The sequence below is a fragment of the Metallosphaera tengchongensis genome (assembly GCF_013343295.1).
In the GTDB taxonomy this organism is placed as follows: domain Archaea; phylum Thermoproteota; class Thermoprotei_A; order Sulfolobales; family Sulfolobaceae; genus Metallosphaera; species Metallosphaera tengchongensis.
Genome location: NZ_CP049074.1, coordinates 1906998 through 1930615, shown reverse-complemented (window position 1 = coordinate 1930615; position 23618 = coordinate 1906998). Strand labels below are relative to the sequence as shown.

Genomic DNA, 23618 nt, shown 5'->3' with positions numbered 1-23618 from the left:
GGAGGCCTTATCCACCCCCTGGAGGCCCCGTTTAACCCGTGAGGGCCCAGGGTCATGCAGCCTTGACTTCTTAGGAATTTTTGCAGCCCTCCAAGGACATCCTGAAAGTACCGAGTCGTGCAGCGGTGAGCGATAGCCCTGGGGGAGTGCCGAGAGAGGCCGTTGTAGGTCGGATATGCGTGGGTGAGTACCAGATCCAGGAGAGGAAGGGACGCGTCAGGCCCTGGACACGTTGACATATCCGGCCAGGTCAGCTCCACTTTCTCAAGCGGAAAGGGTACGTCACCCCCTAAGCCCGACCAAGGGCCTCGAATCTTAAACCCGTGAGACGTTGACCTCACCTCACCATCACTTCTTACAGTAAGAGTAAAAAGGGCACCCTGTGGAGCAACTACTGGAGAGCCCGGGGTCCTTCTCCTCGATGACCATCTCTATGACCTCGTCCCTGGCGTCCAGGAACTCCTTCCTTAAGTCCGTGGAGATGTAATACACCTCCGTCCTGATGTCTGGGAACCTGTTGTTGAGCCCGTTCACGTAGATGAGAGCGCCGAAGTCGATGGGTAGCTCTAGGGCGCTCTCGAGGGCGAGGGCGTACCCCGAGAGGGCTAACCTGTGGAAGTCCTGTGGATTCCCGACCTTGATCTCCACCACCATGGACAGCTGGGCTACAGCGTCAGCCGAAAGCCACCTGCTCAGCCCTAAGGGGGACCCGTCCACCCTGAACTCGGAGATCATGGGTATGAACTCGGAGGAGTCGGAAGCGTCGGAAAGGAGGAAGAAGGAGAACGCCTTCTTGACCTTCTCGCAGTAGGGGGATGAGCAGTTCCCGTACCTCCTCCTCCCGACGACCTCTAGGACCTCGTAAGGGGGTAGCCCTTGGGCCAAGAGCCGGGAGATGTCCCTGGAGGAAGAGGCGATAATCTCGTGGACCTGTTGTCCCAGGGAGAGCAGGGGTGTCTGCTCACCCTTTACCTTTATGACCTTCCTGAGGTAGACGTCCCTCTTAGTCTCGCAGTACCGGTAGGCGACGTCCCCTATGGACAGGGACAGGTAGCTCCTGGGCTTAACTGGCGGGGTGTGGTAGTTCCAGCCCCTCAGGTCCTCGTCCACCGGGTCTGAGGCCCTGTAGGAGTGTAACCTTCGGAGCTGTCGAGTTATCTGAGACCTCATGTGTTTGTATAATACAGTGTTGTCTTTAAACTTGGACTAGGCGGACCGTGAAGTTTTCCCAGGTCTAATTAGGAGGAGGTGTTGACAGCGTCCCTACAATCTCAGTGGGAGAAGGGCGACGTTAAGGTAGAGGGGGTCCACGTGAGCGACAGAGACTATTCTATATGTAGGAAAGACGTAAGTTTCCCGGTTTTTGTCGGGAAGAGTTGGGACCCTAGGGGATGGAGGCGGGGATCAAGGGTGAGATGAGGTAAGGTTAACACGTGAGATTGAAAGCTCGCGGGTATATCTTTCATGGAAAGGGACGGGCAAATCGCCTTCTACCGCTTAATCAAGGACCTGTTCAGGGAAAGGTCGACCAGGCATTTTTCCGTGCTCCTCGTCATAACTGCTGGATAAAGGGCTAACTCGTCTCTACTTACCTTCAAGTAACAGATACGTTCTAAAAACATTCTTCAATGAGATCAGCCACTGCTTACGGAAATGATAAGACTGATAGGTATTCCAGTAAAAATTCGTCAGTGAGTTGAGGAAAAAGCTTATTATTAGGGAGTAAATTGAAGTAAATTAAGGATATATAAATGTTCAGTTGATCTTCCATAGAGTTGAAAGATGTTTTTTTCTAAGTTAATCCTTTTCCTTCCACTCCGACGTTGATCTTCCATAGAGTTGAAAGATTACAGCAAATTCAGCATATAGAACGTTAGTCGAGTTAGGTTGATCTTCCATAGAGTTGAAAGAAAGAAGGGAGGAAGGAGGTGGCCAGGGTGTTCTTGGAAGTATGTTGATCTTCCATAGAGTTGAAAGCCATACACTCCTGCGGAGTGTAGGAAGTCGAGTACATCCCTTGTTGATCTTCCATAGAGTTGAAAGACCCCCTTCTCGGTGTAACTTCTCTTATCTCTCTTAAGTTGATCTTCCATAGAGTTGAAAGGTTCAGTCTCGTGATTGCAGGCGTGTTGGCGGCGATAAGGTTGATCTTCCATAGAGTTGAAAGTTATCTTTGCCCTTCCAGTCCTCATATCCGCCGTTCTTCTGTTGATCTTCCATAGAGTTGAAAGATGTTTCATTGCATAACGATCGAGCAGCTCCACTAGCTCGTTGATCTTCCATAGAGTTGAAAGATTGGAAAGTGAAGAAAGAGCTTCATGATGCGGTGGTAGTGTTGATCTTCCATAGAGTTGAAAGATAACTTGCTTTCCCCCCTTCCATCCTTTTCTCGACCCCAGTTGATCTTCCATAGAGTTGAAAGAGCTCCAAGCAGACGCGTTGATAAAGTATGCTTTTGACCCACGTGTTGATCTTCCATAGAGTTGAAAGTTTTCTCCTATGTCTGAAGAGCAACGCCAAGAGCTAGAGAAGTTGATCTTCCATAGAGTTGAAAGTACCAAGTCTTACAGAGACCACTCAAGATATTTAACTGGGTTGATCTTCCATAGAGTTGAAAGTCTTTTTCTCTAGTAAGTCATCAACCTCAGTTTTTGATCCGTTGATCTTCCATAGAGTTGAAAGCGAGGAGGATGCTCCAGCGTATATTAAGGAGGTAGGGGTCATGTTGATCTTCCATAGAGTTGAAAGATTTCTATTTATTACATTAATGATAAGAGATAAATAGAAGTTGATCTTCCATAGAGTTGAAAGCTCACTACGAAGTACGCCAACTATGTGAAGAAGGTGATAGAGGTTGATCTTCCATAGAGTTGAAAGGACCTACGCTCTGCGCTGGTAGGGTCTTTGTCAGCTCGTTCTGTTGATCTTCCATAGAGTTGAAAGCAGCAATGATCTCACCCTTTACTTGGCTTCTGAACTTTTCGTTGATCTTCCATAGAGTTGAAAGTTTTTCAACCACCTAATATTAGCTAGTATTAGCAAGTAGTTGATCTTCCATAGAGTTGAAAGTCTTCTTAATCTAATCTTTCCCATGGCCTAGCTCCTCCCCGTTGATCTTCCATAGAGTTGAAAGGTATTCCTAGACCGGGGATTACAGGTATAATGGCAGTCCTGTTGATCTTCCATAGAGTTGAAAGAGCAGACAATACGTAAGCCTCATGACGCTCACCCCTAAAGTTGATCTTCCATAGAGTTGAAAGATAGAGCAAGCATATATAATGAGAATTTACGACAGTAAGGTTGATCTTCCATAGAGTTGAAAGTTCGCAGGGGTTATCGGTATATGCGCCGAGATGGTATTTGTTGATCTTCCATAGAGTTGAAAGGACATATCCCCTTAGACGCTTTCCCAGAAGGGCCCATTTGGTTGATCTTCCATAGAGTTGAAAGTTCTAGGATAATGCAATAATTTAATCTCTGGAAATTCATCTTGTTGATCTTCCATAGAGTTGAAAGATAAAGACTCCATAGATACGCTCTTTATTCGTTTTGAGCAGTTGATCTTCCATAGAGTTGAAAGTGGTAACCGTGGGGCTGTGGGTAACCTTCAATTATGTGTTGATCTTCCATAGAGTTGAAAGCTTTACGGCGTCGTGTAGTCTCTTGTTGGGTATATTCAGTTGATCTTCCATAGAGTTGAAAGAAAAAGCAGAAAGAGAGAAAGGGAAAAAAGGGTTATTCTTCGTTGATCTTCCATAGAGTTGAAAGCTTGGGATTGAAAATGTTGTTCCAACAAAATAGGCACTGCGTTGATCTTCCATAGAGTTGAAAGATCATCTCATCGTGACCCCAACCGCAACGAATTGGGGTATGTTGATCTTCCATAGAGTTGAAAGTCGTCAACTTAGCTTTAGTTACGTCTAAGAATAACTCAAAGTTGATCTTCCATAGAGTTGAAAGTTACAGAGGAAAGATTCGGAAGAGTTTGCACACAGCCCTTAGTTGATCTTCCATAGAGTTGAAAGAACCTTTCTCACGAAACGGCGTTTTGTGGGCCCGGCCAGGGTTGATCTTCCATAGAGTTGAAAGTGTAGAGACCGGCGACCCCCTGACCGTTGTGGGTGCCTTGGTTGATCTTCCATAGAGTTGAAAGTTCCTCATACGCGGAAGAAAGAGGGAGGATTAAAAAAGGGGTTGATCTTCCATAGAGTTGAAAGGTTATCCACGAGGAGCTTGAGCCTGCTTAAGATACTCAAGTTGATCTTCCATAGAGTTGAAAGATTAGAGATACGTCTTGTTGGGTAAACGGAGAAGTAGTTGTTGATCTTCCATAGAGTTGAAAGAAGGAATAGATATGCGTAATTTCTTTCGTAGGCGTCAGACTCGTTGATCTTCCATAGAGTTGAAAGTAATAGTTGTCGATATTAATCAACGGGTACTTATTACTCGGTTGATCTTCCATAGAGTTGAAAGGAAAAACCCAGACCCGACTTTCCGAGACCTTTACAACATCGTGTTGATCTTCCATAGAGTTGAAAGCTCGAGACTCAACAAGAGAGGCCTTATCTACAGACGTTGGCGTTGATCTTCCATAGAGTTGAAAGCTCTGAAGTCCCCTTTCCCCTCTTCCTCTTCAGGCTCCCTTGAGTTGATCTTCCATAGAGTTGAAAGAGGAAGCCTGAAGACAAGCTAGTCCCCGTTCAAGCGAACATTGTTGATCTTCCATAGAGTTGAAAGATGTCAAGGATACTGATGACGAGACCATTATACGCGTGAAGTCGTTGATCTTCCATAGAGTTGAAAGTCAAACCTTACCCGTCAAATTTGCCACAGGCGGCCTACTGGTTGATCTTCCATAGAGTTGAAAGGTATGGTTATGAGTCAGCTGAAGAGTTACAACAAGCGGTTGATCTTCCATAGAGTTGAAAGGGAGCTAATCAAAATGCTGTTCCTGCATTTCCTCCAGTTAGTTGATCTTCCATAGAGTTGAAAGGTGCATCTTACCGTAAAGATGTGAAGTGGGTCAACACGAGTTGATCTTCCATAGAGTTGAAAGGTCTGGCCCACTTTTGGATCCGATCCATTCATTCAGCTCGTTGATCTTCCATAGAGTTGAAAGTGAGACTTTAACGTTCAACTGTACTAGGGCGACGTTTACACGTTGATCTTCCATAGAGTTGAAAGATACATCTGCCTCAACAGGACTTGTAGAATATATCGTACGTTGATCTTCCATAGAGTTGAAAGTTAATTCCTCAATCTTAGAACCAAGCGAACTCTCATTCATGTTGATCTTCCATAGAGTTGAAAGAGATAGACGACAACGGCAACGTTACTTTTTATGAGGTTGATCTTCCATAGAGTTGAAAGTAATTTTTGCTTCGTGATTCTCCATGTACACGTTGACCTTACTGAGTTGATCTTCCATAGAGTTGAAAGCCACCACCACCAAAGTCAACTAGGGCGCAGTTGCTGCAGGAAGCGTTGATCTTCCATAGAGTTGAAAGTTTAGCGCATTTATGATATGTGCGTTTGAAACGTTGGAAGGTTGATCTTCCATAGAGTTGAAAGAGTGTTATTCGTGAGTAACTCCCTGGACAGCCCAAAGAGTTGATCTTCCATAGAGTTGAAAGTCAGCAGCACGGAGTTGACGAGCACTAGCAAGCCGGACGTAGTTGATCTTCCATAGAGTTGAAAGACTATGAACACAACCGTATCAGCGTACGAACGTAATGCTGTTGATCTTCCATAGAGTTGAAAGCCTGCGACTTGATACACCAAAGCAAAAATCATTACTAGAGTTGATCTTCCATAGAGTTGAAAGGTATCCATCGATTGTCCTAGAAGTTCGTAATCCTCGTATTTCGTTGATCTTCCATAGAGTTGAAAGTAGTGGATCCCGAAAGGTGAGTAAGAGAGAGTGTTATAGTTGATCTTCCATAGAGTTGAAAGGACGACAACCCGAGAACATACCCCCCCGCGTGACCCGCAAGTTGATCTTCCATAGAGTTGAAAGTGGTTATTACGTTGTTCCTAGCGACCACGCCCACTACATCTGGTTGATCTTCCATAGAGTTGAAAGTCTCGTTAGCTTGTTGACTGACGTTAAGGCAATTACAGGTGTTGATCTTCCATAGAGTTGAAAGGTGATATCAGCTAGCTCGTTATTCAGCACGTCGCAATTAGTTGATCTTCCATAGAGTTGAAAGTGTTAATGTTATTCTGCGATCCAGCCACGCCTCTGGGTGGTGTTGATCTTCCATAGAGTTGAAAGCTCGAAGATCTGATGATATAGTCTATCTCTTCATCTGAGGTTGATCTTCCATAGAGTTGAAAGTTCGTTACTCCATTCATAGAACCTAAGAGAACTGAACCATTGTTGATCTTCCATAGAGTTGAAAGAAATAAAGAACGTGAGATGCCAAATATTCATAGATGATGAGTTGATCTTCCATAGAGTTGAAAGCAATAGCTCTGCTATCTTATGAGCTCAGCTCAGGTTCAGTTGATCTTCCATAGAGTTGAAAGATTTATCGCTCCGAAGTAGTTTATCTGAATCGGGTTTCCCGTTGATCTTCCATAGAGTTGAAAGTCCCTTTACCTTCGATGCAAGTATCTCAGGCTTGTCAACCATGTTGATCTTCCATAGAGTTGAAAGAAAAACGCTACATGCCCGGTATCAGCGTCCTATTCGATAGTTGATCTTCCATAGAGTTGAAAGGATTAACAAACTCAAGAGTATCATAGTGATAAACATATTCAAGTTGATCTTCCATAGAGTTGAAAGATACGTACGCTTGTCAAAGTCAAACACCCCGTCACCGTACGTTGATCTTCCATAGAGTTGAAAGATTATCATTAATGAACTTTAGCACTTCTTCCCTATAACTGTTGATCTTCCATAGAGTTGAAAGATCAGGTCAGGCGTGTAGCCCTCAATTGCGAGGGCTTGCGCGTTGATCTTCCATAGAGTTGAAAGATTAATAGGAATGCGTCTATGATTGGCCACAGCCATGAGAAGGTTGATCTTCCATAGAGTTGAAAGCGTAAAAAAGGAGGGGAGGGGGTATAGGATCCTTGAGGGGTTGATCTTCCATAGAGTTGAAAGCTTGTGCGGCGTCGGTTGTGCTCCCTTTCACCATTTTTCTCACGTTGATCTTCCATAGAGTTGAAAGTTTTGACGCCCTCGCTCAACGGGCCATTTCGCATCTCAGTTGATCTTCCATAGAGTTGAAAGTTTCGACCCTGGCCCGCGGCACTGTCTCATTACTTATGGTTGATCTTCCATAGAGTTGAAAGTGTTCTCACCTATAAGCTAATTAATCCCTTTTTCCAGAGGTTGATCTTCCATAGAGTTGAAAGTCGCAAACGGGGTCACGTATGAAGTGCCGGTTTCGCATGTTGATCTTCCATAGAGTTGAAAGACCACGAACGCGGGCTTGTTCCCCCCGGGCAGGGGGTTTTGTTGATCTTCCATAGAGTTGAAAGCAACATCCAGTTCTAAATACTGTTCAACACTATACTCAAGTTGATCTTCCATAGAGTTGAAAGATCCCTTTCCTTTTGAGGTTCATACCTCACCTTTATCAGTGTTGATCTTCCATAGAGTTGAAAGCAAAATCCCCAACAATAGTCATCCCTACCAACCTTCCATTAGTTGATCTTCCATAGAGTTGAAAGTATCAACTTAATGACCTCCCATACAAGGACGAAATTAAGTTGATCTTCCATAGAGTTGAAAGACAACTACAGGGAGTACAACAACCACAGAACGGGATGAGGTTGATCTTCCATAGAGTTGAAAGACCCCCTCACATTTTCGCTTTCAATTCCGCCAGCCACGTTGATCTTCCATAGAGTTGAAAGATAAATATGTATGGCCTCGTTGAATACGTAGAAGATAAGTTGATCTTCCATAGAGTTGAAAGGCGAGTACAAACAGAGAGTGAAGATATTCTCGATAAAGGTAGTTGATCTTCCATAGAGTTGAAAGGTACCCCTTCCTTCACAAACCTTTTATCTCCATCTGTCGTTGATCTTCCATAGAGTTGAAAGGTGTTATAAGACTCATTAAAGCAGTTTGACCTAGTCTTGTTGATCTTCCATAGAGTTGAAAGATTTAACTCCATTAACCTAGGAGCCTGTTGAACCTCTTCGTTGATCTTCCATAGAGTTGAAAGAGATAAGATCCTGGTGAAGAGTGCTAGGTTGGAAGCGGAGTTGATCTTCCATAGAGTTGAAAGGTAGCCTGCTTGAGTTGAATAGTTGTAAACTAGAATTGTTGATCTTCCATAGAGTTGAAAGACCACTATCAGCGTACTGTTGCAACTTCAATAGTAATGTGGTTGATCTTCCATAGAGTTGAAAGCTAAGAAGGTTCTGTACCTGACTCTGTAGCTGTTGAGCCTGTTGATCTTCCATAGAGTTGAAAGTATTACCTCAAGCTTTACGGTGACCTTAACGTCACCGACCTGTTGATCTTCCATAGAGTTGAAAGCTATACAGCACCACTTCCGTTTTTGTATCGCCAGAATATATGTTGATCTTCCATAGAGTTGAAAGCTGTAAGCTGCACTTGTATCCTCGTTGTCACGTAGCCCGTCGTTGATCTTCCATAGAGTTGAAAGTTGGCACAAAGGGCGAATTAGGTAGCAGCTTTCCATACGGGTTGATCTTCCATAGAGCCGAAAGCGTTCTGTTCAGTGAGCGGAAGTGAGAAAAAGTCAGAGTTGATCTTCCATGGAGTGGAAAGACGGTATTTCCACCTCCAATTTCTCCACCGCCGAGTGCAAGTTGATCTTCCATAGAGATGAAAGTTCATATGAGGGTTTCCCCTTAGGATTTTGTGAAGAGTTGATCTTCCATAGAGATGAAAGCTTTTGCTACCTCTTTTTCTTTAAGAATGAAATTGACAAGGTTGATCTTCCACAGAGTTGAAATCTTTCGAAACTGCATAGAAAGGCCTCCCCACGGAGGTCAGTTGATCTTCCATAGAGTGGAAAGAAGGACTAGAGACGTCTCAGAGGGCTCACTCAGAAATAGTAAGTGGGTCGCCGATCCGACTATTTCTTTTAACGTCTCATCATCGTTCTTGAGCGCTTAAAAACCTCATAATGGGGGCCTTGACTTCGGAGATACACTTTCAATGCAGTGCACATGCGTCGGGAGTACCTAGACTTACAGGCAGAGGTGCAGGAGAAAGCTTTGAATGCAGTACACATGCGTCCGGTTGGCAGGGAAGCAGGCAAAACGCCGAGAGCCGTGTACCTGGGCCTAGACGCCCCTCTAAACATCTTAAGCATGAGAGAGATTGAGAGTTCACTTGTAGGCACTTCCGTTACCTACGCGTCACGAGAGCGACCCTAAGGTCGTGCGGTCATGGACCTGTTGGTAGTTATCTGCCCCCGGCCACCCCTTACATGAGGGGCGTAAGCCCGGACCAGTGAGGGCTTCACATGAAGGACAAGGCCCGTCCAGCAGCCCCTATCCCCTGACCCATGGACAGTCCCTGGACTCCAGCAGCCCCTTTACCTCCTCTACTCCCGTATGAACTTCTCGGCCATCTCTATGGCCCATGCATACCTGAGTTGGTCGTAGACCTCGACTTCGTCCCCTGCCCTCACCTGCTTCTTCAACCTGGCAACGGTTCTGTCCTCGACCAGGACTTCCACGTCCTTGCCAAAGAGGGACAGACACTGGAGGAACTCCCCCACACCTTCTGGGCTCCCCCTAACGACCTTGTTCAAGAACACGACGTCGATCCCCTTGGCCTGGGCTGACCTGGTCACCCCCGCGTCACCGGTGATTAGGACCACGTGGGGTAGGGTACCCTTGAGGGACGTGACCTCGTTGAGGAGCGGGATATCACCGCTACCCTTAGACTGTGAAGTGTAAGGGGGCGCGTGGAGAGATAGGAAGGAGTAAGAGGCCAACTGGAATAGCTTGAGGGACGGATCGTTCTTCTGCGTCGTGTTGGTGTGGCTCTCTATCTCGTTGTACACCGACCTACTGGGCAGGAGCCTCCTTCCGAACTCCCTGCTCCAAGTGATCTCCCCTAACCTCCTCCCCAGGTTCACGTAGGCGTTGGTGTCTGCGATAAAGAAGGTGTTCTGGTCCACCTTCCTCCTCACCTCAGCCTCCTCCTTGAAGATGAGCAGACCGGACCTGATAGCGCAGGTCTTCACGTCGTCCGTCTCCATTGCGTATTCGGGCAGTTCCTGCAGGGAGAGTTCGTCCCCTCCGATACTGACCTTCACCTCCCCCAGTAGGGAGTATACGTTGAGGAGGGCCCTGAGCCCGTCTTGGGACAGGGTGAAGGAGGTCCTGCCCCCCTTGTTTACCTTAGGCGGGGAGAAGGGGATCTCCTTCCCTCCCCTGACGTCAACGACCTTGATCTCGTTAAAGGGGACGTAACCGAATACCCTGTACCCCTGTCCCTCGTTCTTAAGGTAGACGTACCTGACCTCGTTCGCCCTGGAGTAGGCGTAGACCGAGACGGCCATGTACTTCCTACCTGGGGTGACATCAGCCACGTCCACGTCCAGCGTGGAGACCTTCTGCCTCCACTTCTCTACGCCCTCCCCGATAACTTCCTGCCTTACAGGGATTTCCACGTCTGAGAACAGGCTGAGGATGTCCCCGAGCTTGGTCAGGTCTTTAGTGCCCTGCGATTCGGAGAGCACTACGACTTCACTAGGGATGGTCCCTGTGAAGACCTCGGAGAGCAACGCGTTTGTTGTGGTCACGAGCTTGTCCGACCCGAGTACGGCTAACTTCATAGGGTACATAGACGATCAGGCTTTAAAAGTCTTACAGATCAGGGTTCGCTAGGTCTTGGGTCCTGAAAGGAGGGGGGAGATCAGGCTGTGGCCCTCCTTGGGGTCTTGGCGCCCATACCTCCGCTCGCGTGCCCAGCTCTAAGCCTTGCGCTTACCCGTCCTGGGTGAGCATCCTGGTCGAGGTAGACTACAGACCGTCGCGAGTGGAACCCCTCATTACCTTGGCTCTCACAAGGAAGTAGAAGAGGTCTTGGTACCTAGGTCGCTCCCGAGACGTGTGATAATCGACGGCAGAGGTTTACGTTAGTCGCCCAGATAGACCAGACGTGGACCCAACCCCTCAGACTACACCCAGCCGTCTCTGTCACCAGGTCAGCCCAGGTGACGTCATGTCCTTGGACCTGGTCGTTAGGGGTCTAGACAGCAGTTCTCAGTGCATTACCAGAGTTAACCCTGGACCTGTCCGACCAGACCTACTAGCTCTACTCCTCCAGCAGGTTCGAGAACAGTTTGTAGAGGAAACGGTTGTTCATTACCATCATTGCCTTAAAGCAGCAGTACTCAGTCGTCAGGGTCTTCACCAGAGTCCCGAGGTCGCGCTCCTCCACAACTGCTCCCTTGGTCAGGCTAATTGGGAACAGGGACAGGTATATGAACACGTCTGAGCCGTCCCTCTTAGACCTTGCCCTGTAGCAGAGGGACAAGGTGTCCTTTACCAGCTCCCTGGATATGCCCACGTACACTTTCCTGAAGGTTATACTACCCTTTAGCTCTCCCAAGACTTACCACCTCCTTCTTTAAAGTTACCCAAAAAATCAGACTTCTGCTACCTTGTTTGCTATGGATGAAGCTGACTTGTAATAGTCTAAGCACTCCTTCTTTTTATCATCGTCACTATTTCTCCAGCTCATGTACTCCCTGTTGGCGAAGTAGGTCAGTTCGACCTCCCTCCTACTGCCAGTCAATACTTCGAACAGGAGGTTGGAGAACCTTACGCTGAAGCCTCCCTTATCGCACTCCCATGGGTCTGGGCTTAACGCTCTACGGGCGATTATCTCAGCGGTCTTGTGGACATCACTGAACTTCTTGTGTTTGACTAACCTCTCCACGCTCACTATCTGCCCGCTGGTCACTCTGGCAGGGCTCTGCCCCCCTGGCTCAGACATGAAGTAGAGCATGACCTGGTCAACTATTGCCTTTGACTCCAGCATCTTCGAGGCCAACCATATGGAGAGGGCAGTCGCAGGTTCGGTACCCGGTATCATCCCGTTGCCCAGGCTCTTCAACAATGAGGGGATGGTGCTGAACTTCCTGTCTATGTCGATGGGGAACGCGTAGACCCCCACGTACTCCCTATTTGCGACGGGGGCCCTCCCCAGTCGGCTCAGGACCCAACCGGCTACGCTCAGCATGACGTAGGTGGGGGACACCTCGATACCAGTCTTCCTCCCTCCGTAGAACCCAGGGGTCCTTGCGTACTCGTAGAACTCGGGTTTAAGCATGGAGAGAGAGCTCACCTCCTCACAGCTGGGCTGGGGGGAGAGGGAGTTCGCTACCTTCTCTAGGGCCGTGGAGACTGGAGTACCTTCGGGTATATTGAAGCACTTGAGGGACGCTGAAAAGGACCTCTTGTCGTTTCCGCTCCTGGGGAAGTCGAACTTGCCTGCCCCTTCCCTGGCCTTAGCAACTTCAGAGGCGGTAAGGAGGGCGTCCCTGAGCTCCCTCTCGTCGAACTCGACTGAGTCCAGGGTCCTCCTAGCGTTACTCGTGAGGGAGGCAAGGGTGATCACGAAATTGTCCCCAAATATGTCGTAGAGAGGTACTGTCACGGTCAACTCGACTTCACCTCCGTTTCAATGGCAGTGATGAACCTGCTCTTGGACTTGTAGGACTGGTCCTTTTTCCTTTGGGAGGAGCTGTCCAGGTTGTCCCCTACAATGATAGGGGTCAGCAGGAGCACGTAGTACTTTAACTCCAACTTTGAACTGGCGAAACTGCTGAGCTGGCTCACCATGTCCTGGACCTCATACTTTTCGTAGTCCCTCACCTCGTAGGTGGTCATGAACGGGTTCCTCACTTTGGTCTGGTCGATAACCTGGGACAGGAAGGCCGAGCCGTACCTCCCCAGCTTCAGGTGTCCAGGTTTAACCTTGCTTTCGTTCAAGTTGTGTAGTCCCCTTATGGCGTTTAGGTGGTTTAGAACGGACATGACGGACATCACCTTGAGGAACTCATCCTCCCATCGGTTGTACCAGAGGAAGAGCGCACCCCCTACCTCGTGGTACACGAAGGAGGTCTTTTCTCCCTTGGCCCTGCAGGCGTCGTCAAACTGTACTTGGTACTCCTCGGCTGCTTTACCGATGTCGTGGAAGGCTGTCAGGAACTTGACCAGTTCCTTTACCTGCTGAGGATCCAAGTCCAGGTTGCTGCCTAGCTTCCTGAGGTAATGGTTCAGTTTCCTGTGCAGGACCGTGAAGTAATGGTCGTCAAAGAACGTGAGCATTTGGTCCACGCTCCCCTTCGCGTGGGAGGTCAACTCCTGTTCGTGGAAAGCGCACGGCTTCATATTATCCCACCCACCTCTGGGTCGTAACCCTTGATCACGACACCCTCTATCCCGTTCTTCAAGAGCTCAACGGGGAGGCACTGGGAGTGTGGTTGAAAGTCCTCTTCGTCCCCTTCGTAGGGGACAACTTTCCCAGGGAGTAGACGCCTGGCCTCGTACTCGGTGAGGGGTATGGCCTGCTGCGCGTCTCTAGTACGTGGGGGGAAGCCTGGGATCAGGGAGACCTCCCTGGTCAGGGAGCACATCTCCATCATGAGGTCAGATGCCGTTCTAGCGCTGAACATGACGTTCGAGTCTATAATCTCTAGGGATTTCTCAAGGGCCATGTCCCTCTCGACACCCCTCTTCAACACGGAGAGTATGGCCGGGTCTATCCCCCTCCTCTCCGCCTCTCTCATGGTCCTCTCCACCTCCTCCTTGTCGTACACTTTCCCGCTGAAGGGGAAGATCTTAACGACCCCATCTCCTCCGTACCTGGCTACCCTACCTGCCCTCTGTAAAAGGGAGTCTGCGGGACAGGCCTCAGTGATGAGGACGTCAAAGGACACGTCAATCCCAGCCTCCACGACCTGGGTGGTCACGGCTACGTCATACTCACTCTTGTCCGCGCTCATCTTCTGCAGCTCCTCCACCTTCTTCTTCCTGTCCTGGGTGTTGAACTTACTGTGTATCAGGAGGGGTCTGTGACCTCTCCGCTTCAGCTCCACGTACGCTTTAATGGCCCCTTCCCTCGTGTTGAAGACCATCAGGTTCTTCTTCCCCTTCTCCACAGCCTCGACAGGGTCAGACACGAACTCCGTTCTCAAGCGCCTGTCCACGTGGAAGTCGGTAGCATGGACGTGTTTGAAACCCATAGCCAGGAGCTCGTCCTTCATCTGTGTAGTTAACGTAGCCGTCATGATCACCACGGGCACCATGGCGTTCTTCAACGCCCTTATGGCGCTGAGGGTGGAGCTGAGGGCCCTTCCCTCCTCGGCGAACAGGTGGAACTCGTCGAAGATCACCACTGAAGAGTATATCATACCCCTGGGCACCTCAAAGTGTGAACCGTTGCCCTTTATCACCCTCTTGAACTCGTCCACTGGGACCTTAAACAGGTTGAGGATGAAAGAGTCCAAAGTGGTCACGTTCACCTTCTTCAGGTAGTACGGCGCGTCGTGGTAGTCCATGTCTTGTGCCCCGACGCTCTTGATCCCCAGCTTGTTCTTCTCATCACGTAATTTACTGTACAGGTCCTGGACTATGCCCCTGAAGGGGAGGACGTGGATCACTCGGTCAAACAGTTGGTTCCCCTTGGAGGAGGCAACTCCCAGGACCTTGGTAAGGGTAGTCTTCCCGTACCCAGTCGGTGCAGTGAACACCACATCACTACCGTTCTCCAGGAGGGCTAGGGTGTCCTCTATCCCCTGCCTCGGGGAATATTTCAGCTCCTTGTTTACCTCCCAGTAGTAGTCAAGCAACGACGACGTACTCACCACCGACCTCGTAGGCTTTCCTACTGTTCACCGTCACCTCGATGGACTTCATGGGGAACCTCTGGAGCGGGACGGCGTACCTTACGCGCTTCCCTTCCTTACCGTACTCAAAGCCCCCCTCCCAGAACTCGGCGTACACGAGTTTCGGCGTGTGGGACTCCTCCACGGCTGCTGTTGCAGGGAAATAGTACTTAGTGCTCACCTTACCGCTCACCGCCTTAGCCTCCCCAGTCTCCACTTCCTCCACGCTCACCAGGCCCTCCTTGGACCCTAACCTCATGATCGACCAGCCCATGTCCTCCAACTCCTTCTTAGTGAACTTATTAGTCACGAATACTGAGACTATTTCCCCTGCGGGGGAGAGAACCTTTCCCGTGGGAACTATGTTGAACCAGTACGTCCTATCCTCCCTCCTTTCCGGTCTCTGGAAGAGGAGGACAACGTTCCTCACAACGTCCTCGCTGTAGCTCGCCACGGTGTCGTCCGAGAACCTAGCGAAGGCCAGGACGTCCTCAAATTCGCTCGCTGGCGACCTACCTCCCACAGTGTCCACCCCCCTATACTTAGAGAAGGAGAGGGCTCCCTTGAGTGTTGAAGGGGGAGGGAGGAAGAAGGACGGCTTGGCCTTGGCGGCCAAGGGGACGCTGACGGAAAAACCCCAGTGTAGCTTTAACCTGACCTTGGCGTAATACTCCAATTCGTGCACCCTGTTACTTCGCTAGTTTGAGGAGCTCAGTTATCAGGTCCTCAGGGTAGCTCAGTACCTTGGCATTCCCTGCGTCAAGGCCCTCGTTGTTCACCGCCATGACCACGTAGTTCTGGGAGCCACGTAGGGACGCTGTCCTGCTTATCCTCTCTGCGGTGTCCTTGATGTAGTTGGGGGAGTGTCCGGGCTCTGGCATGAACGGGAACTCTGACATTGTGACCACAGCAGACTGCAGCTTCGCTGATGGGAGGAACCTGGACCTCTTTCCTCCGAAGCTGACGTTCATTATCACGGAGAGCGCCTTTATAGCAGCCTCTACCCTGGACTTCCTCTGCTGGGCTAGCGTGCTCTCCCCTTGGACCTGGTTCCCAGCGTTTGACGGGGTAGCGATAGTCTTCTCGTCTAGGGCGAAACTCACAGTGTAAAGTGCTGAACCCATCTCAACGTTGAATATGGCGTGCTGTTGAGTGGACTGGGAGTAGCGTACGTGGAACTGGGCCTCTAGCTGCGAGGGGATCTCCTCCCCTTGGAGTGTCGGTATCATGTACCCTACGTAGAACCTGGAGGACCTCCTGACGGGGTTCTTACCCGCGAACAGGAAGCCACCCACGTCTGCTACAACGTCAGTTAACATGACGTCGACCTCAAACCTCCTAGCGTCGTTGGCGTCCTTTGGCGGGGTCACGCCTGCAAGGAAATCGTCGCTTGCGAACTTGACGAACTCTCCAGACAGGGACAGGTTTGTGACTGGTAGATTCCCAGCCTTTGCTAACTGCGCCAGTTCAAACTGGTAGGTGTGGGCTATGGACTCCCCTGAGATCGCGGGAACGTACCTCATCACGTAACCGTTACTCGTCCTGAACACGACTGGGACGCTCCTGTGCCTCACTAGGTTGCCCACAGACTCGACCCCGTTGAGGGCCTCAACGTTGATAAGTAACCTAACGCTTCCTGCTATCATGGTCTCACCCTTGCTTGTTAACGGCTGCCATAGCTAGGGCCCCCACTTTCCTAGCTAGGTATATGTCCTTCTCCACGTAGTTCAAGAACTTCTCCACGTCTTGTTCGCTCGGTAAATAGCCGAAGACCTTGCCCTTTACGTTCTTGCCTTTATCACTCGTCTCGACCACAGAAATCCAAGGACCTGAGTGCTCTCCCTGTTCCCTCGTCTCCATGATTTCTCCACGGTCCTTGCCGACCTTCACTATCCTCTCGGCATCGTAGATGGACCTCAACACGGACTCTTTATTCAGGGCGTTAGCCATCCTGTCCGTGAAAGTGGGCGTATCGGCGTAAATGGTGGCAACCGCGAGCAGGTTTGCCACCCTCCTAAGAACAAGCTCTTTGTCTTCTTGACTCATATTCATCACTATTCTCTACGTCAAAGCCCTATATAAGTCTTCATGGCATTTAGGTACTGAAAGCTTTTTCAGATAAGTGAAAAAACTTTCACAGTTTCTAAGATGAGGCGTCGTAGATCTCCGTGGAGATCCTACCCTTTACGGTTAGCCTTAGGAGGTCCTTTTCGTCCTTCTCTAGGTAGCCCTCCTCTATTAGCCTGTTGACCTTCCTCCACACTGTGGCGATTGGGGCCCCCACTTCCCTCGCCACTTCAGAGACCGTGTTGATACCCTTTTTGACGGCCTTCAGTATCTCCACGTCTCCCTTGACGTCGATCCTGCCCTTTACCATGTCCTTCAAGCTCCAGGTCACTACTCCCTCCTGGTTCTCCATTTCGACCTCGAGCTCAGCGTTTATGTCCAAGAGTAGGAACGCCGTGAGGACCTCCAGTCCCAGGATCCTCATACCGCTGGAGAGGTTTATAATGAAGGAGGTAGACCTCGAGTTCATCAGCTCCCTAGCTATTTTCGAGACCGCGGAAGTGAAGTCCTTGGGGTCGACCTCTAGGACATTCAGGGGGACCTCCACCTGTTTTAACAGTTCTGAAAAAGAGTTGAGTGCTTTTTCAGACTTTTCATTCCTATCGGAGGGCTTGATCAGGAGGACCTCCTTTATCTCCTTGTTGCCTCTCCTCCAAAACGCCCTTACCAGGAACTTTTCGTCGAAGCCAATGGGGGATACTAAGAGGGACACGAGTATAAGTAACACGCGTTAGTTAAAAGTTTGAGTCGTAGATCACCACGCTTTTATACTAAACGAGTTCTATGTATGGCATGACGTTTTTGATATCAGCCACCTACTCCGTGGTCCCGGAGAGGGACGTGATACTGCCTCCCCTCACGTCCAAGGTCCTCAAGTACGTACTTGAGGGTCATCCCAAGATAGGGAGTCTCGTCAAGAGCGCTAAAAAGTACAAGGAGATCTCCATCTTCCCACTCTTTCTAAGGGGGAGGTACCTGTATTCCACTGGACCGGGGGTTATGACGTTGAGGGCTAAGGAGAGGGCGTCCTTCACCTTCAGCTTGGCCTCGGAGGAGGTGGACCCCGAGGTCTTCGAGAAGATACCCAACGAGGTCAGTACCCCCTACGGGGACTTTGTGATGATCCTCGAAGAGATAAGGATGACCGAGTTAGGTGAAGTAAGGGCAGAGCTCGGCCATAAGGTGAACGTGAGGTTCGAGACGCCCACCCTGCTCTCCAACAAGTACATGGTACCCCCTAACGTGAAGGCTAGGAAATTGAGGCAAATGAACAGGTTGCTCCCCCAGCCGTCCCTCCTGATCTCCTCCCTTGCGAGGATCTGGAACTCCATAGCTACACCTAAGGAGGTGATAGTCCTGGGGGACTCGGACTGGACCCCCTACAAGCTTGGGAGGATAGCTGACGTCATGTTCGCCGAGGTAGGTTACTCCCTTACACCAGTGACCGTGGTGGTCGGGAAGGACAAGAACGGGAACCTGAGGAAGACGAGGGGGTTTAATGGATGGGTAAAGTACGAGGTAGTAGAGGCGAAGCGGTATACGGAGTCCATGGAGAAGCTCCTAGGCCTGGCGAACTTCCTTGGAGTTGGTAGGTCGAGGGGGATCGGGTTTGGTAAAGTGAAGGTCGAGAGGGTGTAGGGACGCCCAGGTTGATAGACGGTGGGTTTTACCGGTGTGAATCCAGTTTGGTAACCTGACGGATGATTTTCATTTTTCTGAAAGGCTTTTCAATCCCTTGCAACGAAAAATTTCTTCATTGGAAAGGTTTTTATAGCTGAGTAGATAGATTATGTAGTATGGGGTTTCCGGAAGTATTTTATGAGCTGAACCTCACCCCTAATGGGGGTACTGTGGGTCTAGCCAGTCACCCACAGGCCTTAGGGGTTCAAACTACAGTTCAGGTTACTCTCTTTACTCAGGGACTGGCTGAACTACTTTACTATTACGGTGGAGGTAGGTGAGACCTTGGAGTTCCAGGACGCAGTTAAGGACCTGATGAACCTACTCTCAGCCCTGGTCAAGAGCAGGCCCTTCCTGGGGGAGATCACCTCTGCCGAGGTGGAAGCGGGGACGGTAGAGGAGGTCGGGAACCTGGAGGACTGCGATCCATTCAAGTCCTTCTCCTACCTGGACTCGTCATCCAGGACCTTGACCGTTAGGGGGGCTAACATACATATGGCGTCCCTCTACGCCTACAACCAGGGGACGCACGTCATGATCCCTCCCCAGACCTCAGTGCCCTTCATAGCAGTAAAGGCGTCGGATGAAGTCCTCAAGGCCATCGAGTCGAGACTACCGAACGTGGTGTCTGTGAGGAACCCGGATGGCGTGCTCTACACCCCAGAGTACAAGGACGACAACATCCTGGACGAGCTGAGGGTGAACCTGGAGAACTACGTCATAAACCAGGGGAACGTCACGATCGCTGACGGACCGGTGTTCCCAGGGCCTTTCCTACCCACCGTGGGGGAACCGTACAGGTCAGCCTACGAGACCTTGATCAAGGCCAGGAAGACAGATAAGCTCGTGGGTGTAGTCAAGAGGTTGTCCATGACCAGGAAGCTGAGCAGAGTCATGAACTCGAAGGCGTCCATAAACGCTACCGACGACGTGGTGATGTTGGAGCTGGGTAGGGGGAAGGAGGTGTACCTATCTCCAGTCCTGAAGGAGGACCACCCCCTCTCCGACAGGGTACTGACCAGGTACATGGTGTACGTCAAGGTGAGGGACTCAGTGTTCCGAGTAGAGAGCTCCGATCCCTCCCTCCTGTGCCCAGGGGTCAAGACCTCCCTCAAGAGCGTGTCGGTCAGGGGCATACCAACCTTCATAGAGGTCTCAGACAAGCTGTCCAGGAGGTTGAGCGCCTCAGCCCTCCTCCTCTCCTTCGGTCTTGCGAAGGAGATGGTGGGGGTCAACTACGAGGACTGGAACAGGGTGAACCAGGCGAACCTGGAGTTGATGGAGTGATGTCGCTGGAGGACATGATAGAGGGAGCAAAGGAGAGGGCGAGGCAGAACGGGGAGGTAGTGGGCCTTATATCCAGGGTGACCCCCATCTCCCACGGGTATGAGGAGAAGGAGGTGAGAGCTGAAGTCCCCTACGAGGTCTACCTACAGAGGAGGTTCCTAGTGGGGAGCTACCTGGGCATATCCCTACCCGTCGCAGGTACGCTTATGCTCAGCAGGGTGAAGACTGTAGAGAGGGCAGACATCCTGGCAGTGTCCAAGGTCCCTGTCCTCTCCCCGACTGAAGACAGCTCAGGACTGACGACTCCCCTCACCCTTACCCTTGAGCTCCTCTCCGAGATGAAGGACGAAGAGGTGGTCCAACCGAGCTCACCTGTGGACCCGCAGAGCCCCATCTTTGTCCCCAAGGCGGAGTTCCTCAAGACGATGCTCGGGTTGCCAGACGAAGGTATAGGGATAGGGTACGTAATGGAGGGTTACAGGAAGCTCGACGTGGAGCTCAGGTTAACGGAGGAGGTACTGAGGCATCACGTACTGGTCGTGGGTACAACGGGGGCTGGAAAGACCAACCTACTGAAGACAATGATAAAGAAGTCCAAGACCCCCCTGATGGTGTTTGACATCCAGGGGGACTACGTGAGGATGATAGCTAAGGAAGGGGGGACTGTGGTGATACCTGTACCGAGGAAGTACTCGCAATCGGTGGTGAAGTTCGTGTGGGAGTTCCTGAGGAGGAGCAACCTACCCGACCACGAGATCAAGAAGGTGGACGGGAACCTACTGGAGCTTGGGTCAGGTCAGGGTAGCTTCAGGGTAGTGCTGATGGGGTTTGAATTCAGCAAGACGTACAAGATATTCGCCGAGGTCTCGCCGTTCTTCTCACCCCAGGGGAGGCAATTCTTTAAGATTATCACGGAAGGATGCGAACCCCCCATAGACAACTGGGAGGAGGAGTGCTCAGGGATCATGGAGGATATCTCCCCCCACAAGTTCACCAAGGAGAATATCCTGAGGTCTGTGTTCCTCCTAAGGGAGTCTGGGATCATTGACGTAAAGATGAAGGGCAACAATGAGATAACGTTGGGAGAACCTGAGTACGAGGACCTGCTCTCTCAGAAGAGCGTGTTGGACCTGAGGTGGGCCACTGAGGTCAGCACTAGCTCAGCCACAATGTCGGCGTTCGTTGTCGTGGACAGGATTTTCCAGATCGTTGACAAGAGGTACAGGGAACAGGGGGTATCCACGCCATACCTGTTGGTCTTTGACGAGGCCCACGAGTACTTCCCTCAAGGGGGGAAGGAGGAGGGGGAGAAGGAGTCCCTGGAGAGGTTGATAAACAGGGTCCTGAGGCTTGGGAGGGTAAGGGGGCTTGGCACCGTGTTGGCTACGCACAGGCCCACTGACCTCAACGACCTGATACTCACTCTCACCAACTCCAAGATAGCGTTGAGGGCTGACCAGGAGGCGCTGAAGAGGATAGACATGGAGGAGTACTCCAAGATGCTACAGGCGTCCCCCGCGGGCTACGGTATCCTGAGGACTTTCTCCCTCAAGGTCAACGACCTAGTGTTCAGGTCAGACAAGGTAGAGTCCTAGGAATTCCACCGCATCTTCCCCCTAGGGGTTTCGTCAATCATGGAGTTACCCTTGCCCTCTGGGGTCAGGTCCCACTTTTTGCATGAGAGGAGCTTACGTCCCTCGGCTAACGTGCGTTAGCCACGTCCCAGTACCCCTTCTTATCTAGACCCGGAGGAGGTCATTTGAGTTGGACACCACGTCATCTAAGCTTAAGCCTCCTCAGGACCAGGAAGTAGGACAGGGCAGAGGAGAAACCGAAGAGCGATATTACCCCCCACAGGTCTAACGGGGAGTATAGATAGTAGCTCATGAGCTCACTTGAGATTGAAGACCCAGCGACCCTTCCCAGACCTGTGACCATGCTGTAGACTCCCATCTGTTTACCCCTAGAGCCCGGGTCGGCGAGGGTGCTCGCGAGTGCCTGTGAGATGGGCGTCACTATCATCTCAGCTAACGTTATGAACACCACGTCAAGGGCTGCCGTGAGGAGGTCACTCACCAGGGCGACGCACAGGTAAGCTAACCCGTACATTGCAGCGCCCAAGGTGATCAGCCTCAGCCTACCCTCTATGAACTTCCCAATTAGGTCCTGCATTGCCACGATCAAGACACCGTTTATGGTGAAAAGGGCCCCGACCTCGAACTCCGTGAAGTGCAAAACTGAATTGTAATATGTTAAGAGGGGGAACCCCAACTGGCCCACTATCACGAAAGTCAGGAATGTAGGTACTAAGAAGGTGATGAACTCCTTACTCAACTTGAAGTCGGTGAGTCCACTACTACCCCTGAAGTCAGGTAGTAGCCTCACTAGGGGGATTATGGTCAAGACGACCAAGGAGGAGACTAGCAACAAAACCCTGAAGCCGTAAAAGTTAAACACGTATCCGCCTATGAGGGGACCAAGGGCCCACCCAGCGTTAATGCCGACCCTCTGCCTGCTGTAAGCCTTGACTAGGTCTCCCGTCCCCTTGTAGAGGTCTCCCACAATCGTCGTGGACGAGACGTTGTATACCGTGTTTAGGAAGGTCTGAACCAAGGTGAACGCCATAACGTAAATGGGTAAATTTAGGACGTAGGCTAGCAACAGGGCGAGGGATGAGAACGAGATCGAGATGGTCATACTCCTCTTCCTTCCTAGGTAGTCCGTGATCACTCCCCCTGAGATCGACGCGATCACACTTATCACCCCCTGTACCAAGTAGAACAACGATACTAGGGTAAGGGGAAACCCGTAGACCTTGTAAAGGGCGAAACCAATAAAAGGCCAGATTATGGATCCGCTGAAGGCCCTGAAACCACCGATCAAGGCTACCTTGTTTATGTGATCCATTGCTTTTCCTGTTCTACATTTGTAATAAAGTTGCTTACCTCGAATGGGTCTTTTTGGGTTATAAGAGCCTTATTAACCCTTATCGTCTGTGCTCCACGTGCGTTCACGAAGAACTCGTCACATCCCCCGTCCCATTTGCCTGGTGACCCACCTAGAAGGAGGATTGCCCAGGTATGGTGATGAACGTCTTAACCTAGATGTTCAGGCAAGCGTTAAACTGTGTACCTGGTCTAAATCTACATCTCGGGCACGTGATGGTCTTCTAGCCTTTCTGGATGAGGACCTGAGGAAAGGGCTTGAGGTAGGGAGGGGGTTGACCTAAACCACGTGAGGATCATGAAGGGTAGCCTTACGCTTGAGCACGTGATGAAGATTTCCAGATGGTCCTGGTGTTTCAGACAGCGGGTCTTTAGAACCACAACGTTTCCAGCTACCTTAGTACTTCAAGGGGTAAGTGGAAAGTGGTGTGAGCTCAAGGACGCGTTAACGAACTTGTGTACGGAGTCCGTAACCTTGCACCCTCTGTGGGTACACTCCCTAAGATCTAGTCAATGCACCTACATGTAGGAGTTCCTTAAGCCGCGAGTGTCCTCCACAAGCAAATCTTATCTTTCCGCCGTGTTTAAGTCCGAACGTTTAGACCCTAGCGATCTGCTTAACCGTTCCTTATCTCAGTGATCTACATTTAACCCCTTGGTTCCCTATGCACTTCTTCGCTGGTAGAGTTTTCACTTTTCTACGACTCCCTCTCTCATCTGCCGCTGTCAGTAATTTTACTGGCTCACGGAGCTTGCATAACTTCATATAAGGTTAAATACGCTACCAAGACCTAAGGAG

At 50.4% G+C, this 23618-nt stretch carries 15 protein-coding genes and 1 CRISPR repeat array; of the genes, 4 read left to right on the top strand and 11 right to left on the bottom strand.

Translation table 11 applies throughout. From position 1 onward, the window contains the following. Positions 1–348: 348 nt before the first annotated feature. The 10 genes from cas4a to csa3 form a co-directional block, all read right to left on the bottom strand. Positions 349–1170, bottom strand: coding sequence for a type I-A CRISPR-associated protein Cas4/Csa1 (gene cas4a, locus GWK48_RS10310; protein WP_174632030.1), 822 nt, complete (start codon positions 1168–1170; stop codon positions 349–351). Positions 1171–1758: 588 nt separating this feature from the next. Beyond that, positions 1759–9003: a CRISPR direct-repeat array (repeat unit 24 nt; unit sequence GTTGATCTTCCATAGAGTTGAAAG). 533 nt (positions 9004–9536) lie between these two features. Further along, positions 9537–10778 (bottom strand): PIN domain-containing protein, encoded by a 1242-nt coding sequence (locus tag GWK48_RS10305; protein ID WP_174632029.1) that lies wholly within the window; start codon positions 10776–10778, stop codon positions 9537–9539. Between the two features lie 482 nt (positions 10779–11260). Beyond that, a complete protein-coding gene (locus tag GWK48_RS10300; protein ID WP_174632027.1) occupies positions 11261–11557 on the bottom strand; it encodes a hypothetical protein in 297 nt (98 codons plus the stop codon). A gap of 36 nt (positions 11558–11593) precedes the next feature. Beyond that, a complete protein-coding gene (gene csaX, locus GWK48_RS10295) occupies positions 11594–12607 on the bottom strand; it encodes a type I-A CRISPR-associated protein CsaX (RefSeq protein WP_246263951.1) in 1014 nt (337 codons plus the stop codon). 2 nt (positions 12608–12609) lie between these two features. Then, positions 12610–13344: a CRISPR-associated endonuclease Cas3'' gene (locus GWK48_RS10290; RefSeq protein WP_174632023.1), complete on the bottom strand. Its 735-nt coding sequence runs from the start codon at positions 13342–13344 to the stop codon at positions 12610–12612. Continuing rightward, complete coding sequence (cas3, locus tag GWK48_RS10285) at positions 13341–14819, bottom strand: CRISPR-associated helicase Cas3' (protein ID WP_246263807.1); 1479 nt, start codon at positions 14817–14819, stop codon at positions 13341–13343. The genes GWK48_RS10290 and cas3 overlap by 4 nt, the downstream gene beginning before the upstream one ends. Continuing rightward, complete coding sequence (gene cas5a, locus GWK48_RS10280) at positions 14797–15516, bottom strand: type I-A CRISPR-associated protein Cas5a (protein ID WP_174632021.1); 720 nt, start codon at positions 15514–15516, stop codon at positions 14797–14799. The genes cas3 and cas5a overlap by 23 nt, the downstream gene beginning before the upstream one ends. 13 nt (positions 15517–15529) lie before the next feature. After that, positions 15530–16486 (bottom strand): type I-A CRISPR-associated protein Cas7/Csa2, encoded by a 957-nt coding sequence (cas7a, locus tag GWK48_RS10275; protein ID WP_174632019.1) that lies wholly within the window; start codon positions 16484–16486, stop codon positions 15530–15532. A 4-nt stretch (positions 16487–16490) separates the two neighbouring features. Continuing rightward, positions 16491–16886, bottom strand: a complete 396-nt coding sequence (gene csa5 / locus GWK48_RS10270) for a type I-A CRISPR-associated protein Csa5 (RefSeq protein WP_174632751.1) — start codon at positions 16884–16886, stop codon at positions 16491–16493. A 97-nt stretch (positions 16887–16983) separates the two neighbouring features. Beyond that, the gene (csa3, locus tag GWK48_RS10265) at positions 16984–17619 is read right to left on the bottom strand and encodes a CRISPR-associated CARF protein Csa3 (protein WP_246263805.1); all 636 of its coding nucleotides are present in this window, start codon (positions 17617–17619) and stop codon (positions 16984–16986) included. A gap of 80 nt (positions 17620–17699) precedes the next feature. On the opposite strand from csa3, the gene cas6 reads away from it, so the two are divergent. The 4 genes from cas6 (at position 17700) to GWK48_RS10245 (ending at position 21469) form a co-directional block, all read left to right on the top strand. Then, complete coding sequence (gene cas6, locus GWK48_RS10260; protein WP_174632017.1) at positions 17700–18545, top strand: CRISPR system precrRNA processing endoribonuclease RAMP protein Cas6; 846 nt, start codon at positions 17700–17702, stop codon at positions 18543–18545. 158 nt (positions 18546–18703) lie between these two features. Beyond that, a complete protein-coding gene (locus GWK48_RS10255; RefSeq protein ID WP_174632015.1) occupies positions 18704–18868 on the top strand; it encodes a hypothetical protein in 165 nt (54 codons plus the stop codon). A gap of 4 nt (positions 18869–18872) precedes the next feature. After that, positions 18873–19874: a DNA double-strand break repair nuclease NurA gene (locus GWK48_RS10250; protein WP_174632013.1), complete on the top strand. Its 1002-nt coding sequence runs from the start codon at positions 18873–18875 to the stop codon at positions 19872–19874. Further along, positions 19874–21469, top strand: a complete 1596-nt coding sequence (locus tag GWK48_RS10245) for an ATP-binding protein (protein WP_174632011.1) — start codon at positions 19874–19876, stop codon at positions 21467–21469. The genes GWK48_RS10250 and GWK48_RS10245 overlap by 1 nt, the downstream gene beginning before the upstream one ends. Before the next feature lie 181 nt (positions 21470–21650). On the opposite strand, the gene GWK48_RS10240 is transcribed toward GWK48_RS10245, so the two are convergent. Continuing rightward, positions 21651–22781: an MFS transporter gene (locus GWK48_RS10240; protein ID WP_174632008.1), complete on the bottom strand. Its 1131-nt coding sequence runs from the start codon at positions 22779–22781 to the stop codon at positions 21651–21653. Positions 22782–23618: the final 837 nt, after the last annotated feature.

Excerpts from the sequence above, each read along its gene's own strand:
- cas6 (WP_174632017.1), top strand. The coding sequence starts at position 17,700 with ATGACGTTTTTGATATCAGCCACCTACTCCGTGGTCCCGGAGAGGGAC.
- GWK48_RS10245 (WP_174632011.1), top strand. The coding sequence starts at position 19,874 with ATGTCGCTGGAGGACATGATAGAGGGAGCAAAGGAGAGGGCGAGGCAG.
- cas7a (WP_174632019.1), bottom strand. The coding sequence starts at position 16,486 with ATGATAGCAGGAAGCGTTAGGTTACTTATCAACGTTGAGGCCCTCAAC.
- GWK48_RS10290 (WP_174632023.1), bottom strand. The coding sequence starts at position 13,344 with ATGAAGCCGTGCGCTTTCCACGAACAGGAGTTGACCTCCCACGCGAAG.
- GWK48_RS10240 (WP_174632008.1), bottom strand. The coding sequence starts at position 22,781 with ATGGATCACATAAACAAGGTAGCCTTGATCGGTGGTTTCAGGGCCTTC.
- GWK48_RS10305 (WP_174632029.1), bottom strand. The coding sequence starts at position 10,778 with ATGAAGTTAGCCGTACTCGGGTCGGACAAGCTCGTGACCACAACAAAC.
- cas4a (WP_174632030.1), bottom strand. The coding sequence starts at position 1,170 with ATGAGGTCTCAGATAACTCGACAGCTCCGAAGGTTACACTCCTACAGG.
- csa5 (WP_174632751.1), bottom strand. The coding sequence starts at position 16,886 with ATGAGTCAAGAAGACAAAGAGCTTGTTCTTAGGAGGGTGGCAAACCTG.
- GWK48_RS10255 (WP_174632015.1), top strand. The coding sequence starts at position 18,704 with ATGGGGTTTCCGGAAGTATTTTATGAGCTGAACCTCACCCCTAATGGG.